At 55.3% G+C, this 16,358-nt stretch carries 14 protein-coding genes and 1 tRNA gene; 5 read left to right on the top strand and 10 right to left on the bottom strand.

The window, feature by feature from the left end; genetic code table 11:
• Positions 1–129: 129 nt before the first annotated feature.
• From KHW85_RS01890 to KHW85_RS01870, 5 genes are all read right to left on the bottom strand, one after another.
• Positions 130–600, bottom strand: a complete 471-nt coding sequence (locus KHW85_RS01890; protein ID WP_291458556.1) for a response regulator — start codon at positions 598–600, stop codon at positions 130–132.
• On the bottom strand, positions 597–2,699 hold the full coding sequence (locus tag KHW85_RS01885; RefSeq protein ID WP_291458555.1) for an ATP-binding protein: 2,103 nt from the start codon (positions 2,697–2,699) through the stop codon (positions 597–599). The genes KHW85_RS01890 and KHW85_RS01885 overlap by 4 nt, the downstream gene beginning before the upstream one ends.
• Complete coding sequence (locus KHW85_RS01880; RefSeq protein ID WP_291458554.1) at positions 2,700–4,112, bottom strand: DASS family sodium-coupled anion symporter; 1,413 nt, start codon at positions 4,110–4,112, stop codon at positions 2,700–2,702.
• 139 nt (positions 4,113–4,251) lie between these two features.
• The gene (locus KHW85_RS01875) at positions 4,252–4,758 is read right to left on the bottom strand and encodes a hypothetical protein (RefSeq protein ID WP_291458553.1); all 507 of its coding nucleotides are present in this window, start codon (positions 4,756–4,758) and stop codon (positions 4,252–4,254) included.
• Positions 4,759–4,767: 9 nt separating this feature from the next.
• Complete coding sequence (locus KHW85_RS01870; RefSeq protein WP_048713861.1) at positions 4,768–5,586, bottom strand: HAD-IIA family hydrolase; 819 nt, start codon at positions 5,584–5,586, stop codon at positions 4,768–4,770.
• Positions 5,587–5,632: 46 nt separating this feature from the next.
• Here KHW85_RS01870 and KHW85_RS01865 point away from each other — a divergent pair, with 46 nt between their 5' ends.
• Positions 5,633–6,256 (top strand): RNA methyltransferase, encoded by a 624-nt coding sequence (locus KHW85_RS01865; protein ID WP_291458551.1) that lies wholly within the window; start codon positions 5,633–5,635, stop codon positions 6,254–6,256.
• Here the strand turns inward: KHW85_RS01865 and KHW85_RS01860 are convergent.
• The 3 genes from KHW85_RS01860 to ugpC form a co-directional block, all read right to left on the bottom strand.
• Positions 6,253–7,002, bottom strand: a complete 750-nt coding sequence (locus tag KHW85_RS01860) for a glycerophosphodiester phosphodiesterase family protein (protein ID WP_291458550.1) — start codon at positions 7,000–7,002, stop codon at positions 6,253–6,255. The two genes, KHW85_RS01865 and KHW85_RS01860, sit on opposite strands and share 4 nt — an antisense overlap.
• A gap of 52 nt (positions 7,003–7,054) precedes the next feature.
• Positions 7,055–8,473: a DUF4032 domain-containing protein gene (locus tag KHW85_RS01855; RefSeq protein ID WP_291458548.1), complete on the bottom strand. Its 1,419-nt coding sequence runs from the start codon at positions 8,471–8,473 to the stop codon at positions 7,055–7,057.
• A gap of 98 nt (positions 8,474–8,571) precedes the next feature.
• Positions 8,572–9,702, bottom strand: coding sequence for a sn-glycerol-3-phosphate ABC transporter ATP-binding protein UgpC (gene ugpC / locus KHW85_RS01850; RefSeq protein ID WP_291458546.1), 1,131 nt, complete (start codon positions 9,700–9,702; stop codon positions 8,572–8,574).
• 209 nt (positions 9,703–9,911) lie between these two features.
• Between ugpC and KHW85_RS01845 the strand changes: the two genes are divergently transcribed.
• The 4 genes from KHW85_RS01845 (at position 9,912) to KHW85_RS01830 (ending at position 15,124) form a co-directional block, all read left to right on the top strand.
• Complete coding sequence (locus KHW85_RS01845) at positions 9,912–11,792, top strand: serine/threonine-protein kinase (RefSeq protein ID WP_291458544.1); 1,881 nt, start codon at positions 9,912–9,914, stop codon at positions 11,790–11,792.
• Positions 11,793–11,933: 141 nt separating this feature from the next.
• Positions 11,934–12,785: a thioredoxin domain-containing protein gene (locus KHW85_RS01840; protein WP_291458543.1), complete on the top strand. Its 852-nt coding sequence runs from the start codon at positions 11,934–11,936 to the stop codon at positions 12,783–12,785.
• Between the two features lie 228 nt (positions 12,786–13,013).
• A tRNA-Thr gene (locus KHW85_RS01835) sits at positions 13,014–13,089 on the top strand.
• Positions 13,090–14,887: 1,798 nt separating this feature from the next.
• On the top strand, positions 14,888–15,124 hold the full coding sequence (locus KHW85_RS01830) for a hypothetical protein (RefSeq protein ID WP_178706779.1): 237 nt from the start codon (positions 14,888–14,890) through the stop codon (positions 15,122–15,124).
• A 113-nt stretch (positions 15,125–15,237) separates the two neighbouring features.
• On the opposite strand, the gene KHW85_RS01825 is transcribed toward KHW85_RS01830, so the two are convergent.
• Together KHW85_RS01825 and KHW85_RS01820 are read right to left on the bottom strand one after the other, a co-directional pair.
• Positions 15,238–15,933 carry a DUF3800 domain-containing protein gene (locus KHW85_RS01825; protein ID WP_178706776.1) on the bottom strand — a complete coding sequence of 232 codons (696 nt, stop codon included), beginning with the start codon at positions 15,931–15,933 and terminating at the stop codon, positions 15,238–15,240.
• A gap of 160 nt (positions 15,934–16,093) precedes the next feature.
• Positions 16,094–16,297, bottom strand: a complete 204-nt coding sequence (locus tag KHW85_RS01820; RefSeq protein WP_178706773.1) for a hypothetical protein — start codon at positions 16,295–16,297, stop codon at positions 16,094–16,096.
• Positions 16,298–16,358: the final 61 nt, after the last annotated feature.

Below are 16,358 nucleotides of genomic sequence, written 5' to 3'. Positions count from 1 at the left end.
TCAAGGGCCTGACCCCGGCAGAATACCGGGATCAGGCCCTACGGGAAGCCGCATAACGGCTACCATTAAACGCGTCCAAGTTTCGGGGCGCAGTTCACATCTCCAACCGGGGCACTTCAGTGTATTTTGCTACCGAATTGACTCCATGATTCGGACTCCATCGAGTACGGGCATGTAGGGAAGAGGGTCGATTCCGGTCTCAAGCACATAGTCCGTCAGCTGCTCGCGGACAACGTTTCGAAGCGTGTGTGGATCCCAAGGCTTGGCAACGTAGTAATCCAAACCGGCCTGATTCAGTGCCTTGATGGTGTCGCTTTGATCGGCCTGTCCTGTGACCAACACCGTGCGAGTTGAACTAAACCGTGGGTCTGCAGTCAGCTCAACAAGGAAATCGACACCCGACTTTCCCGGTAGACGATGATCGGAGAGGACCAGCGCAAGCTCATCCCCATCCGACTCGATTTCGTCGACAACGCTCCACGCATCGGAGGCGTCTTCTGCCAATTCCAAACGGACGCGACCGTCGAATTCCTCAAGGTCACGTTCTAGCGCCTGACGAACCTCGGCCTCGTCTTCGAGGGACAAAATGGTCAGCGTCATGATTCCTCCTCGTGAACATGGTGTGCTGGAATAAGGATCCGCATCGTAGTGGATCCCGGGTGAGAGTCAATGAGTAGTCGCCCATCCAAATCAGCAATGATCGAGTGGACGATGGACATGCCCATTCCCAAGCCGAAGCGCACGCGGCCAGCCTTCGTGGTGAAATGTGGTTCCATAATACGGTCCAAAACTTCGGGTGCAATACCGGGGCCGTTATCGCAGATCTGGACCTCGACTCGATCTCCATCCATTGCTACCCGGATGGTAATTCGCGCTTCGTCATGGCCGCGCGCGGGAAGGTGAATTCCCGAGGCCGGGCTGACCTCCGTGCACGCCTTGAGGTCTGCGGCCTCATCTTCGATTGCTTCAGCCGCGTTCACAATGAGATTGGTCCAGACCTGCTGCAATTTGCTGGGGTGGGCGAGGACCGGTTCCACATCCTCGTATTCGCACACGACATCGATCCCGTGAACCCGATGCGAGGTTAATCGCAGCACATCATCGATCCCGCGCCGAACATCGACCTCTTTGCGCTCATCGGCATCAGGGCGCGCATAGCCCTTTAATGACTGCGTGAGTGCGATGATGCGCTCGCCAGATGCCAGGACTGATCGAAGGGAGCTTCCTAATCGAGCTCCTGCCTGGAAGGCAAGCAGCTGCTTGGGATCATCTGCGAGCTTTTGCGCCTGCTCGCGGTCGCTCAGCCCTGCGCGGATCAGCTGCCGAATAACGCTGCGATCGTGAAGGATTGGCAAGAACTCCTTTTGTAATTCCCTTTCGCGAGCGGTTGAAAGGGGTGGAAGGTCCATCGCAGAATTGAGCGCCTTGAGACATGCCTCCGGTTCGGGTGAACTGACTACATCCTTGGTATCTTCGCGAAGATGCCCGGCCGCCCTCAAAAGGGCGGTGACGGGGTTATTGAGTTCGTGGGCAATTCCAGCGCTGAGTTCGCCGAGCATGGCAAAACGAGCGCCTTCGACAAGCTTTGCGCGCGTTGCACGCAGGTCCTCCAAGGTCGCCGCCAGTTCTTCTTTTTGGCGCTCCAAGTCTTCAGCCAACATCGCATTTTCAACATGAAGGTCCTCGGCTCGCATGAGACGTCGCGTCAGTGAACGAATTGCCAAGGCAGTTAAAACCGTTGAAATTGATTGATCTTCCGTCAAAGCGATCTGAAGCTGTTCGGTGGTTAGACGCACCACTGTTGCTTCGCTTGTCGTCAGCGCGGTGAAAAAGGCACTCTCGCCTCGCGCAAGCGAAATAAGACCAATGAGCGGGCCCGAGGTCGCAAGGTGGGCGAGGACCTCGCCGTGGCGCGAATCGCGGTGGAGCGAAACTGTCCCCTCAAGGACCAAGTGAACTGCTTCGACTCTGTGGCCCTGCGTCAGCAGGTGAGTTCCCCGCGGAAGAATGATCCGAGGCCGAGGCCCCAGGACCCTCTCGACACCTTCAAGCAATTCGTGGACAACCTGAGCTTCATTGAGGTCGAGGCCTTCGAGGATTGGTCCCTGAACCGCGAAAGAAGGCGCACCCTGGATGAGAGCGAGGATCTCTCCTCCGCAGTATCCGCATTCCTCGAGGTAGCGGCGCATGCTTGAATACGCTTGGCCGGATAGCAAGGGGACTGTCCACGGGGAGCGCACGACCGAGGCTAAGTGCCCAGATTCAGTACATATCGCGAGATCAGTATGAATTTCCTGGTCGGTCACCAGCATCCACTGAGTCGACGCCATGAGCGAGGACGCACGTGCGGATTCAATCAGGGCATCGACGTTGGGGACCTCGCTGGTTGCAACTCCCAAGACCACGTGGTCATCGTCCCCGAGGTCCTCGAGGAAGACGCCTAGATCATTGAGATCCTTGATTCGGTCGAAGCAGAGGTTTGGGAAAGACTGCGTGAGATCACGCGTGAGAGGACCGGCAATTTGGCGGGAATTATCTCCAACGACGAGGACATGAATGTGATAGCCCGCCCGGTGCCCACCGCTGCGGACATCGGTTCGTTCAAGAACCTGAGCATCTCCTTGCGCAGGGCCTTGCGTCCACCCGTGGGCAAGCCCAGGTGCGCTCGCGGAAGAGGCCTCGGCTGGGGGAAAGGACACCTACATCACCCCGATCGCACCCCAGGTCAAAGGCGCGACGAAGGACAGGAGGATGATGCCGATGACGCCGACGATGACACCGACAATGGCCATTTCCTTTGTCGGGGTGGTTCCTGTCGAGTAGGCGATTGCGTTCGGAGGGGTCGAAATCGGTAGGCACATGCCCAGCGAGCAGCCGAGGGCAATGACCATGGCGATCTCTGCGGCACCCGTCGATACCGTGGCTGCAAGGCCCATACCCATGGGGACCAGCAGGTTCGCCGAGGCCGAGTGCGAGATGACGTTTGAGGTGACCCAGCCGACCAGCGCCAGAACCAGAATCAGCAGTGCGCCGGGGATTGAGGCCCACTTGATTGAACCGAGCATCCATTTGTCCAAGCCGGTCGCGCTAACGCCGGAACCAAGCGCGATGCCTCCGGCAACGAGCCACAGAACAGGCCAATCCAATGCACGAAGGTCATCACCGCTCATCACCTTTGTCATGAGCAGAATGACGACGGGAAGGAAGCCAACGATATTGGAGGAGATGTGGTGGAGGGATTCTGTCATCCACAGGAGAATCGTTACTCCCGCGACTGCGTAGAAAATGATGGCGCTCTTTGACTTCTCGAATCGCGCAGAGGTGTCAATGTCAAACTTTGCATTGGACGGAATGTAGCGCCACGCGATGAATGCCCATGACAGTGCCAGCAGAACCAGCATGAGCGGGACAGCTGCCAGCATCCATTGGAAGAAGGTGACCTTGATGCCCGCGTTCTCCAGGGCGCCCAGGGCGATGGCGTTAGGGGGAGTGCCGACAGGTGTTCCCATGCCACCAACATTCGCAGCAACCGGGATCGATAAGGCGATGCCAGTTCGCGCTTTACCTTCGGGGAGCGCCATGATGACCGGCATCATGACAGCGAACATGGTCGCCGTCGTTGCGGTGTTTGACATGAACATGCTCATGATTGCGGTAATGAGCATGACGCCCATGACGGTCAGTCGCGGCTTGCCAATGAATGGTTTCAGCAGCACTGCGGAGAGTGCACGGTCGACCTTGTACTTCGCAGCTCCATCGGCAACCATGAATCCGCCCAAGAAGAGGATGATGACGGGATTTGCCAGAGCTCCGAAGAACTTTGTGTAGGCGGGGGCTTTCTCGGGGATGCTCAAAAGGGCATGGTCAGAGATGAAGAGGACCTCGAGGAAAATCACCAGGACCGCGGTACCCGCAAGTGGGACAGCCTCGGTGACCCACAGGAGAATTGCCGCTAAGAAGATCCCAAACATTCGGGTTCCCGAGGCATCGAGGCCGGGCAGCTGGATGAGCAGGCAGGTGATGATCGATATCAGCGCGCCCACAGCTCCAAACACCTTGAAGGGACTCAGGCGTTGCTTGGTCGCAGTAAAGTCGGCCGGTCGGGTCGACATGTTCTGCGCGGAGCGTGGGTTAATAGATACAGATGCAGTACTGCGGTTGCGGCGTACCATGGGCAGACCTCGTTGTCTTCACGGAATGAGTACGCATAATTATATGTCATACATCACGTGGTGATGACCATTTTGATGATCAATCAGCAAGTGATGGGGCGCAGTAGGTGAGTCCGGCTTTGCCTGCGAAATCCCGCGTCAAAGGGTCGGGGAGAAGGGAAACAATTCCGACCACCGTGGCGCCCGCAGCTTCTACAGCTTCGCGAAGTGCGCCGGTGTCCGCCAAAGAAGAGTTTGCTAGAAGGACCGCCGGACGCCCGTGGATGGGTGCGCCGGTGAAAGACGCGTCCGAGGCTGTCGCCTGAGTCGGACGTAGAAGTGCGGCATCCAGATCCAGCCCTCGCCCTCCCGCTGCGTGAATCATCGCGGCAGCAAGTGCGCCGTCACCTTCGGGTGCGATCACCAATTCGTAGTCACCGATTGCGAGGTCATTTTCCTCGAGAAGATCAATGAGGACGTGACCGCAAACAGCCGCACCTTGAGCGCTCAAGGAAATCTCATTGAGGTGCGCAAGTGGTTCTTCGGTATCCAGTATCGGTGCAGTGAGGCTGCGTAGGGCAAGGAGCTGAGGATCGTGAGTGATCATTGTTCCCATTCAGTTGGATGCGGGCTGGACGTAACGGATCAGGTCACCAATTCCGTTGTAGATACGGAAGGGGCGGTAGGGGAAGTTTGCCACGTCATCAGAGTGCGTCGAACCCGAGAGCACCAAGAAGGTCCTCATGCCGGCCTCGACACCTGCGCGGACATCCGTATCCATGCGGTCGCCAACCATTGCAGCTTGTTCGGAGTGGGCACCGATCTTGTTGAGGCCGGCGCGAATCATGACGGGGTTTGGCTTACCGACGAAATAGGGAGCCTTGCCGGTCGCTGCCTGGATCATTGCTGCGATGGAGCCCGCTGCGGGTAGGGTTCCTTCATCGGAAGGGCCCGAAACATCCGGGTTGGTTGCAATAAACTTTGCGCCGCGTTCGATCAGGCGGATTGCAGTGGTGAGTGCGTAAAAGTCATAGAAGCGGGTCTCTCCAAGAACGACGTATTCGGGGTCCTGGTCGGTCATCACGTAGCCCGCGGTGTGGAGGGCCGTCGTCAGCCCCGCCTCGCCGATGACATACGCCGTGGAGTTGGGGGATTGCTGGGAAAGGAACGCGGCAGTCGCATTGGCAGAGGTCCAAATGTGTTCCTCGGGGACCTTCAGGCCCGAGTTCGCAAGCCGAGCAGAAAGGTCACGGTTTGTGAAGATCGAATTGTTTGTGAGAACCAGGAAAGGGATCCCATTTTCTTCCAACGCCGAGATGAAGTCTTGAGCACCGGGAAGAGCGCGATTCTCTTTTACAAGAACGCCGTCCATATCTGACAGCCATGCGCTAATTGGGGGCATATCCGACAGTGCGGTGGAAAGTGAATTCGTCATGCATCTAATGTATCTGTTTGTGGGTTCATTCGGTAGGAAGAAGGCGATGATGGACACAAATTCTCAGCCAGAAGTGGGCGTTGGCCCCTGGCCTGGCGGCCCCGAAAACTGGCCGAACGATGATGTCTATGATCCTCAGCTCCTTGCCGATGGTGATCGGCGAAATGTCGAGGACCGCTACCGCTATTGGAAAATGGAGGCGATCATCGCCGACATCGCTGCCCACGCACTGCCCTTTGAGATTGCCATTGAAAATCTGGGCCACGACTTCAATATCGGCTCAATCGTTCGTAGCGCGAATGCTCTGGGAGTCAGCCGCGTACATATTGTTGGAAGACGCCGATGGAATCGGCGTGGCGCGATGGTCACGGACCGATACTTGGATGTTGTCCACCACGCTGATGTCACGGAATTCGCTGATTCGGTGCGTCAGCGGGGATTATCGCTGGTCGGCATTGACAATGTGCCAGGCTCAATTCCGCTGGAAGGTCACCAGCTTCCCGCTCAGGCATGCCTGATATTCGGGGAAGAATCCAGTGGGTTGAGTGAAGAAATGCGCGCGCAGTGCAGCGAGATCCTTCACATCACGCAGCGGGGTTCGACTCGCTCGATGAACGTGGGCCACGCCGCGGCAATCGCCATGTGGGCGTGGGTGATTCAGCACTCTTAAGCGCGAGCCAGGGCCTCGGCGGGAAAATCTTGTACGCGGTCGGTAAAGATCCCGTTGACGCCCCATTGTGCGGCCGTGCGCGCATCCTCAAGGGAATTGACGGTCCAGGCATTCACTTCGAAGCCCGCGCTGAGCATCTCGTTCACCTCGGCCTCGGTCAGCCCTTCCCAAGCGGGATGGATGGCGCTGCATCCAAGATCGGCAGCCTGACGCCAGGAACCAGCAGTGACTTCATCGCGACGGCACAGCCACGCCAGCGCCAGCTCGGGCATTGCCCGGCGGACAGCGCCGAGCAGCTCGTGGTCAAAGGAAGAAATCAGCAGGCCGCCCTTATTTTTGAAGGACTGCAGTGCGACCTGAAGGTTTTCAACCAATGTATCGCGGCGTTTTCCCTCGGCTCGCGGCTTCAGCTCAATATTGAAGGATGTCTGCGTCGCATTCGCAAAAGACACCACATCGGCCAGCTCAGGAATGCGCTCAAAACGGTAGGTCGGAGAAAACCATGCACCCGCATCAAGTCGGCGTAGTTCCCCGTAGCCCCAGGACTCCCAAGAACCTGAAGAATTCGTTGTGCGGTCGACCGTGTCATCGTGGATCACCAGCAGTGTCCCATCAGCCATGACGCCCACATCGCATTCACACCAGCGCGCGCCAATTTCCGAGGCCTTGGCGAAGGCCGCGATCGTATTCTCGGGTGCAAGAGTCGATGCGCCGCGATGGGCAATGATCTTTGGGAATTCGCTCATTGTGTATCCTTCATTTCTTCACAACAGGTGCCGGTAGCCATCTCAGTTGGGTCTAGAAGTAATCGTCGACGGGAATTAATCCAATCCCCGGGACGAATTGCATCTTTGGGCGACCGGGATTCTCTTCGGTCTCATCAGCTTTCCCATGCATTCCGTCAATTCCCGCGCGCTCTTCTTGGCGGCTGAAACCCTCTTCTTCAGTGAGCGTTTCCATCTCCGAGGCCACGCCTTCGTCAGGTTGGGTCATCAGCGCCGGATCCAGTAGCATCGCTTCGTCACGTTTGGTCGGAAGAATGCTCTTCACGTAAGACTCAATTGCCTCATCTTGAGGGATATCGCGCCCGGCTTCTTCGGCCAAATACCAGCGGTGCTCAAGGAATTCGTGGAAAATCTGTGCGGGTTCAAGCTTTGCAGCAAATTCTGCGGGAACAGCGCTGATGACGGGTTCGAAGACTTCGTTCATCCATTCGTGCGCAACGATTTCCAGGGGGATCTTGTTCTTCCCAGTCATCGCACGGTAGGTCTCGATGTCGTTGAGCATTCGCTGTGCCTGATTTTCGCCGACATCCATACCGGTCAAGCGCATGAGCTTTCGATGATGATGTCCAGCGTCGACGACCTTCGGAGTGATGATCATGTGAGTGCCATCAAGATCCGAGGACATCTGAAGTTCTCCGACCTCAAAGCCCAGGTCATTGAGGCGGCGGATGCGCTGAGCAACACGCCATTTTTGGTTGGTTTCGATGACTTCAGGGCCCGTGAGTTCGTTCCAGAGCTCGAGGTAGCGTGAACGAATACGGTCGCCGACTGCGATGGGGTCTTCTTCGCTGGGGAAGAAAGAGCCGGCCTGCAAGTCCATGAGCTCACCGATGATGTTGGTGCGTGCAAGATCGACGTCGTACAAGCGTTGCCCTTCGGTGAGTGAAGGGTGAATCTCGCCTGTTTCTGCGTCGACGAGGTAGGCAGAAAATGATCCGGCATCGCGCCTGAACAAGGTGTTTGACAGTGAAACATCGCCCCAATAGAAGCCCAGAAGATGGAGGCGAACAAGAAGGACGGCCAAAGCATCAATCAAGCGTCCCGCGGTGTCGGGGGACATATGCTGCGAGAAGACTGCACGGTAGGGAAGGGAGAACTGTAGGTGTTCAGTCACCAATACGGCTGCGAGCTCCTCGCCAAAGGCATCCCGTCGGCCGCTGACGACCGCTGTGGGGATCACCGAGGGGGCTCCCATTCGTGAGAGGTCGCGAAGGAGTTCGTACTCTTTGTACGCGACGCTTTCCCCGATCTCTTTGACTGCGATCACCCTGTCGGAAAGATTGACGAAGCGAACGACGTGGCGTGAAATGCCGCGGGGAAGTGCGGCAAGGATTTCCGTAGGCCAGTCTTCAAGGGGAAGATCCCAAGGCAAATCCAGCAGTGCAGGATCAACCGTTGCTGCCGTGATCTCAAGCGTTGAGGGAATGGGCATGGCTCTATTGTCTCATTCATTGCACGATAGGGCACGGGGCCCGCAACCGTGTGGTTGCGGGCCCCGCATGAGCCGTTTTAGTGATCAGAAACCTTTGATCACTCAGGCAGACGATCGCCCGTGGATGCAGAGAAGTTGTGCTGCTGTCCAGCCTTGATGCGAGTGTGGATCACGCCGCCGGGCTTCGGAGCGGTACGCGGAGGAACGCGGACGATCAGCTGCTCGCCCTTTCCTTCGGTGCCCGAACCCAGGCCGTGGCCGGAGTCTGCGCCTGCAAGGTGACCGTAGATGTAGGCGTCCGAACCCAGTTCCTCAACGAATTCAACTTCGATCGGAATGGTGTTCTCGGTGTCCTCAGAAACAACCTCGAGGCCCTCGGGACGGAAGCCGATTGTGATCTTGCCTTCGTCTTCGGGAACCATGGCATCCAAGGTTGCCTGCGACAGCGGCACCTCTGCGGTGCCGAGCTTTGCAACGTTGCCCTCGACCTTGAACTTGCCCAGGTTCATGGCGGGGGAGCCGATGAAGCCTGCAACGAATTCGTTGGCCGGGTGCTCGTACATTTCCCGGGGAGTTCCAACCTGCTGGAGCAGGCCGTTGTTCAGAACCGCAATGCGGTCACCCATGGTCAGAGCTTCGGTCTGGTCGTGGGTCACGTACACAGTGGTGACGCCCAGCTCGCGCTGCAGCGAAGCAATCTGGGTACGGGTCTGGACACGCAGCTTGGCGTCCAAGTTGGACAGAGGCTCATCCATGAGGAAGACCTGAGGCTTACGGACGATTGCGCGGCCCATTGCCACACGCTGACGCTGACCACCGGAAAGTGCCTTCGGCTTACGATCCAAGTAGGGCTCCAGGTCGAGGATGCGTGCTGCTTCCTCAACGCGCTGAGCAATCTCAGCCTTGGGGGTGCCTGCAATCTTCAGTGCGAAGCCCATGTTCTCGCGAACAGTCATGTGCGGGTACAGAGCGTAGTTCTGGAAGACCATTGCGATGTCGCGGTTCTTCGGCTGTACGTCGGTGACGTCCTTATCGCCAATGAAGATGCGGCCGGAGTTCACGTCTTCAAGACCTGCGAGCATTCGCAGGGACGTGGACTTGCCACAACCGGAAGGACCGACGAGAACCAGGAATTCGCCATCCTCGATCTTAAGATCGAGCTGATCGACTGCTGGCTTGTCAGACCCGGGATAGATGCGGGTCGCCTTGTCGAAAGTTACAGTTGCCATATTGAACCTCCACCGGCGGTACGTGCCGGACGATCCTTTGTAGAGACCAGACGACAGCGTCTTCACTGCCGCCGCGCTTGCCCCACATCAGATGTGAAGTTCGCACTCGCTCACCATAGCACCGCTTGTCGAACAAATTCCAGCCCTATTTGTTATCGACAGCGCACTTGAGGCCTGAAAATCGTCAACCATTCGCTAGGCTTGGGGTGATGCGTGAGCAAGACATGATTGGTGGGTACCGCCTTCTCAAGCGCCTGGGCGCGGGAGGCGCTGCCACCGTGTGGCTTGCCTGTGACGAGGCCGGAGAGCGTGTTGCGTTAAAAATTCTTCACCCCGCCTTGGCTGCCGATGAGGGCTATCGTGAGCGCCTCTTACGTGAAGCTCGGACGGTTAACTCGATCCGCGGTGGAGGGGTTGCGCACATCTTAGATATTGAGATCGATGCCACCCAACCCTTCGTCGTTAGTGAATACATTCCCGGCCCGACTCTGTCCGAACTTCTTGCCAGAGGGGCATTGAACATCGGTGGTGTAGCCGCGATCGGCGGCGCTCTTGCTCAAACCCTTGAAGATGTTCATGCGCGCCGGATTATTCATCGCGACGTCAAAGCCTCCAATGTCATTTGTTCACCCCGCGGTCCCGTACTCATTGACTTCGGTATCGCGATGGGACAGGACGAGGCTCGACTCACCCAAACCGGCCTCGTTTCCGGTACCGCGGGCTATACCGCACCCGAATTGCTCAGGGGAGGGCGCGCCTCGGCGGCTACGGACTGGTGGGGCTGGACGGCAACTCTGCTGACTGCGCTCACCGGGCGCCCACCCTACGGAGAAGGCGCCACAGAAGGGATTTTGGACCGAGTCCTTAAAGGTGAACCTGATACGCGAGGACTTGATCCGCGAGTTGCTTCGCTCATACGCATGGCTCTGCATCCAGACGCTCATGTGCGTCCAAGCCCGGATCAGGTTGTTCGAGAGCTCGCGCAGTGGGGTAGGTTCCGCCTGAGCGACATGGCGGTCTATGGCGGCTCTATGGCGTGGGAAGGCCTCAATTGGGCCCGTCTTCTTGCACCTGCAACTTCCTCACAGGCTCCCACTGTGGTGGCCGGCTTGAGTGAGGGCGATGAAGACGAAGAGCGCTTTGTCGCTGACCAAGAGCATACTTCGCTCCTTGAGCCCGCAGACGCGGATGCAACTCGCGTAATGGAGAGCGGTTTTGCTGAGGATCCCTCCTATGTTGATCCCGAGGCCACGCAGGTTTATCCCCAGACCGCTACTGAGCCTCGAGGCTGGGAAGGCAGAGGCGGGGGAGGGGAAACTGCTTATTTGCCTCCCGTTGCTCCAACGGCCTCGTCAATGGGAACAAGCTATCTTCCCGCAGAGGACGGATACCGTCAGGCGGCAATTCCTCCGAATGTCGAGTTCGTGACGGAACAGCGTCATTACGAGTGGCAGCACCTGAAAACTGCGAATTTCATTGGACTTATCGCGCTGGCTGCGCTTGCTCTTGCACCTATATATATGGGGATGGGCGGGCTTATCTTTGTCGGCGTGATCACTGCTATTTTCGCGGTGCTGGGCGGTGCGTACAGATGGCGAGAAAACCGCCGGATCCGCCATCAAGAGGTTCGTTCCAGTGACAACTGGGCAGCTCTGGGAATGCTTCCCTTTACGGGACTGGGAGCAATACTGTCGACGGCAATTGGCCTTTTCCCAGGAACGGCTTTGGCGTGGGGTCAGTGGGTTCTCTTCTCGTGTGATTTCTACGCAGAGATTGGCTGGTCAATTTACTCGGGCTTTTTTGCAACTAGGTTGGGTAATCCTGGCATTTCGTGGTTCCCTCTGGTCCTAACAGGACAAACACCCATTCAGTCTGATTCCTGGCTAGCAATGAATCCATCCTGGGTTCTGCTGACGTGGGTGCTGACAACGATTTCCCTGTGGGGAATGTGGGTAATGCCAACGGGGCGGCCGCTTCGCACTGGCCTGAGCGTAGCGGTACGGGTCTGCGCGCCGCGAGTGTGGATGCAGGTCATTCTTGGGCTGATTGGTGTACTTGCTATCGGTGTTATTCTCGCGGGGAATTTCTGACCGAGTGAACGCATACCCTCTGTGGTGGATGCTTGCGTCAGTGGCCCTGAGGAATGAAACGCGTAGCATCAGCGTTGGTAGTGTGCGTCGGTGGGTAATGCTCGCTAGGCTTGGATGCACATCAACAGAAAGGCCCAGATAATGGCAAAGCCGTCTCGCTCGCAGGAAGTGCGTGAGAAAGCTCAGCAACTGCGTGAGCAACAGGCACGTGCGGATCGTCGAACCCGAAACATCATCATCGGACTGGTCGTACTGATTCTTGTTGTGATCATTGGCGCGATCGCTGCGGTGATCATTCAGTCGAACCACAAGAAGGCTCAGGACAGCCAAGCTGCGACCGCTGCTATCGGTACCTACGGGGACGGCGCGCCGATTGTGGTTTCTCACCTGGGTATTGGCAAGGTCGACGAGTCCCTTCCGACGCTGACGGAATACTTTGATTACTCCTGCCACGTCTGCGCAGCCTATGACGTTGCCTTCGGTGAACAGGCCACTCAAGATGCTCTCGATGGCAAATTCAATATCAAGTACCAGCCAGTCAATACGGTGAAGGCGCCTTATCAGTACGCCGCAACCACCGCTTCTTTGATTGCAGCGCAAAAGGTTGATGCACAGACCTGGGGCAAGTTCCATAATGCACTTCTTGCCTACTTCAACGAGGCCTACACCTCGGGTAACGGCTCAGTTGTTCAGGACCTGTCGAAGTCAGCTAAGCAGGTCAAGACCATTGCCTCGCAGGTTGGAATTCCCGAGGATGTGGTGAATTCCTTCCCCGAGAATGGTGTTGATGAATACCTGACTAAGACCACTCAGGCGTGGGCAAATGCCACCTACGAGGGGCGCAGTCCCAATTCCTTGGGTACTCCCGAGTTTGTCATCAATGACAAGACTGCTCTGGACTTCTCGAAGTTTGGCGTGACCACGGTTGATGGTGTGTACCCGGTAATTCAGCAGCAGCTTGCTACCGCGGGAACGGCATCCGCTTCGAAGTAAGGGGCAATGTGATCCCCTAGGGTAATTGCGCTTTGGAACTCGAAGTGTGAGGGCGCGTGCGTGACGTGGTCGCGTGCGCGCCCTTTCTTTGTAGCTGTGGGGGCTGCTGGAGCGTAGCGTTTTTGCCGTGATGTGCAGCCTGTTTTGAGGGCCTAACAGTAGCGTGTGAGCCACATTGCGATTTTTAATTCGTCTTTGCGCCCTCAGTCATGGCACACTATGTGGGTTGCCACCTTAGCTCAGTTGGTAGAGCACCCGCCTTGTAAGCGGACGGTCGTCGGTTCGAGTCCGACAGGTGGCTCCATTTTTATCCGGAATCCCGACTTCTGGTTTTCCCTGTGTTTTCAAGCTTTTAAAACATTTTTGAATCTCATAGATTTAGGTTGTCGAAGCAATAAATACTCCGTCAGCTCGGTAAGCTCACAACTGTCCATCCAGCCTACGCTAAGGTGCGCCTAGTTGACAGGAGAGAGATGGATGGACTCATCTCATTTGGTCTAGACTCTTAACGTTTGTTGCCGCATCCTGCTTGGCTGGTCTAGCGCGAGCGATGCGAACTGACAAGTTGCCTCCGAATATGTGGGCGGGAATCAGGGCGAAGGCGGCATCAGAGTCGGAGTCGTCCTGGTATCAGGTTCAACGAGCAGGTTTAGTCCCACTCATTTGCTTAGCGGTTGCTTATGTAGATTCAAGTTTACTCTTCATTATTCAAGGAATCTATCGCGAGATCATTTCTCCGCTCATTCCGGTAGGTGTGTTTAGCGCGCAAAGTCTCGTCGGAATTATATGGATATACATGGCGAGCTGTAACTCTGATCCATCGCAAAAGCCGGAGTAGAAGCAGTGAGGTCTCCGAAAGAATTAAGGAAATAATGAATTCGGTCATCGTATCTGCATCTCGCAATCAATTGTTGGATTTGCGGAAGGCAGTACTTAATACGTGGGAGAGTTAAAGAGAGGTTTGAAGAATGTCCTGCAGATTTTCTTACTAAGAAGTGCGACCCCCGATCTTCAACAGTATGAAAGTTTGGTCAGAGCATTGAGTGATGCTCCGAAAGGTTTGCGATGCCTGAAGCGTGATTATGCAATCAACATGCGATTGAAAGATATTGATATCACGTCAGCTGGTGCGCCGGAGCCTAGTCCTCAAGTCTCGATTCCCATCCCTTTGTCGGTGTAAATCTCCTAGCTGTAAAGAATGCAGTCAGGATGATCCGTAACCCGCGTTCTGTTGAGACTCACTGAGATAAATTTATCGACCGATGATTTTCATCGAGTATGGATTCCTCTTGGAAATATCCGAAATGCGTGGGATGTCGCAACAGGAATGGGATTTACATCCGTCTTGGTGGAGGCCTGTAACGGCAAGAAAAATAAAATATCGCCTGAGTTATAGTATGTGGTCGACTATTTGGGTGGGGAGGCATCGATTATCGACGAATTGAGGAATCGTAGCGACTTACCTCCACAGCATGTGGATGGCACAAGGTATACGGTCTTAAGATCGCCTATCGGCAGGTTTGGGTGCAAGTCATTAGCTGTCAAGGGTAGAGCGCTGCTAAACGTTGGGATTCGATTGAGACCCGTGGACCGAAACCAGTGGAAAACGTCGCCCGGGCAACCGCGCGGGATTTGTTGGCCCATGCCATTCACGCTGTGGAGGCCAAAGGGGTGGCCGGCAGGCATGCATGTTCACAACGAGCTCATCATCGAAGTCCCCAAGAATTCAGTGACGGTTGAGCAAGTTACGACGGCCATGTGGGAGGCGCCGCGATGAGCATCTGGAGTGCCGTTGGGATGTGGACGGTTACCGAGTTACTGCTAAATGAAGATGTGAGACGCAACCATTCAATTAGCTACCGATTCGGTTCTCCTGCTAGACTATAGGTAGCTCATCAACCAGGTGTTGAAGGAGTATCTGGAGCCGTTCACTAAGTGAGCGGCTCTTGCTTTCGCCAGTATTCGTCGTGCTCACGCCTCAGCTTTCGCCTTCGGTGTTCGTATTCTACATAGTAGGCCGTGACGAGGAGAGCATAGCCATTGCACTCTTCAATAACGACAATGTAGTCAAATTCTGACCTCGTAATGACATAGCGGTCACGGTGCGCACGCTTTTGGTCGATCCACCAGCAGATGTCAGTTTCGGCTGGGAAGTCGTTGTTGAACAATTCGATTATAATGCGGATCCAGCGGATCCTTCGGCATCGTTCGAAATCAATTTGGCGGTTTTCTTCAGTATTGCTGCCTCCAGAAATGACATGCCAAAACACTCGATGTCGGCCATCAACCTCGGGGTTTCTACGAAGACTTACGTGAGTATTTTTGTTTTTCCAACATAGGGGGCTTTTGATTAAGTCTTTCAAAAAGATTTGATAAATGTGGTCTATGTATTCGTCGCAAGAAGATGAATTTGGATCGTATTCAGATTCAATAGGGAAAGGCGGGCAAGATGTCATTCCTGTGCCTTCCAGTGAAAGAGGTTCATCTTCATTTCAGAAAGAAGGGTCGTGCAAGTCAGGCTTAAACCAGAACGCTCCCGAATCCTTTCAATAAGCCTCATTTTTGCAGGGTTTCCAACCTCGCCACGGTTCGCATAGTTAATTGCACCAATGATCAGATCAGCCAGCTGAAGCAATCCGACATGGTGGGACTCTACGATCTGCAAGCGTCGAATGTTACGTCGATCAAAGTCATACTCAGCGTTCGCTATGACGGTTCGAAGTTTGTCAATCTTCTGCTTACCGTTCGTATCCTTTTTGTCTAGGTATATGAACGCCTGTTCTTGTGGGGGAAGGACGTTGCGGAGAAGATAAAACATCATCTTGTAATACCAGTCATCATGAGTCTGGTTAAAACGACCATGATCAAGATTCTGTTTTGACGCAATTACCGCCCTAAAATTGAGGTCGTCGTCATCGAAAAAATAGTCAATAACATCTAGGTAGAAATCTACTTTCGCAGGAGAAACTTTAGTCCATTTGATCTCAAATTCACTTGGAATGTGGTGTTTGGCTCTTATCTTACGAAGTTGAACTGCCACTTCCCGTGAACGCTCAGTTGGACAGGTAATCGCACCTAAAACCATAAAAGGCTTCTGGTCGTTAGGCAGATGAGTGCTTTCGTCACAATAGATATTCAATGAAGACATATCTGCCTCCTTTCCTAGCCAATCCAATTTTTCATCCCAAGATTTTACCAGCAGTAGGTTGTTTTGGTCCGTTGGCATTCTCTTTCACCCGCACAGGCGTCAGTGGCAGGCTGATCGCAATGACTTCCTCCACTAGGTCACGGTTTTCGATATCGAGTACTCACCAGGGTTTCGTTCTTTGGGATGGTTCTTCCTTGGTGCTACCGACCAAAAGGTGCTGCATCTCAGAGTAGGCGTGCACGTACACCGTGTCACCACAGATCAACAGGATTGACTGGACAGCAATGTAGATGAAGTACTCGCTAAACATACGCCGCATCGTCACCTCCTTGAGGTCGTGGACTTGCTCGGTTTCGCTGCTCACTGCGTTGGCCCCCTCGTCCACGCGTGCCGCATGCGGAAGTATTTACCGCTCGAATAGCCTA

The organism is Actinomyces sp. oral taxon 181 (assembly GCF_018370895.1).
Classification (GTDB): Bacteria; Actinomycetota; Actinomycetes; order Actinomycetales; family Actinomycetaceae; genus Pauljensenia.
Note: the sequence above shows the minus strand (reverse complement) of the source record. Positions and strands in the feature narration are given on the sequence as shown.

What these genes read in the sequence shown, in the direction of transcription:
- KHW85_RS01855 (WP_291458548.1), bottom strand. Translation starts at nt 8,473, where the DNA reads ATGCCCATTCCCTCAACGCTTGAGATCACGGCAGCAACGGTTGATCCT.
- KHW85_RS01890 (WP_291458556.1), bottom strand. Translation starts at nt 600, where the DNA reads ATGACGCTGACCATTTTGTCCCTCGAAGACGAGGCCGAGGTTCGTCAG.
- KHW85_RS01860 (WP_291458550.1), bottom strand. Translation starts at nt 7,002, where the DNA reads ATGAGCGAATTCCCAAAGATCATTGCCCATCGCGGCGCATCGACTCTT.
- KHW85_RS01865 (WP_291458551.1), top strand. Translation starts at nt 5,633, where the DNA reads ATGATGGACACAAATTCTCAGCCAGAAGTGGGCGTTGGCCCCTGGCCT.
- KHW85_RS01840 (WP_291458543.1), top strand. Translation starts at nt 11,934, where the DNA reads ATGGCAAAGCCGTCTCGCTCGCAGGAAGTGCGTGAGAAAGCTCAGCAA.
- KHW85_RS01825 (WP_178706776.1), bottom strand. Translation starts at nt 15,933, where the DNA reads ATGTCTTCATTGAATATCTATTGTGACGAAAGCACTCATCTGCCTAAC.
- ugpC (WP_291458546.1), bottom strand. Translation starts at nt 9,702, where the DNA reads ATGGCAACTGTAACTTTCGACAAGGCGACCCGCATCTATCCCGGGTCT.
- KHW85_RS01870 (WP_048713861.1), bottom strand. Translation starts at nt 5,586, where the DNA reads ATGACGAATTCACTTTCCACCGCACTGTCGGATATGCCCCCAATTAGC.
- KHW85_RS01880 (WP_291458554.1), bottom strand. Translation starts at nt 4,112, where the DNA reads ATGTCGACCCGACCGGCCGACTTTACTGCGACCAAGCAACGCCTGAGT.
- KHW85_RS01875 (WP_291458553.1), bottom strand. Translation starts at nt 4,758, where the DNA reads ATGATCACTCACGATCCTCAGCTCCTTGCCCTACGCAGCCTCACTGCA.
- KHW85_RS01845 (WP_291458544.1), top strand. Translation starts at nt 9,912, where the DNA reads ATGCGTGAGCAAGACATGATTGGTGGGTACCGCCTTCTCAAGCGCCTG.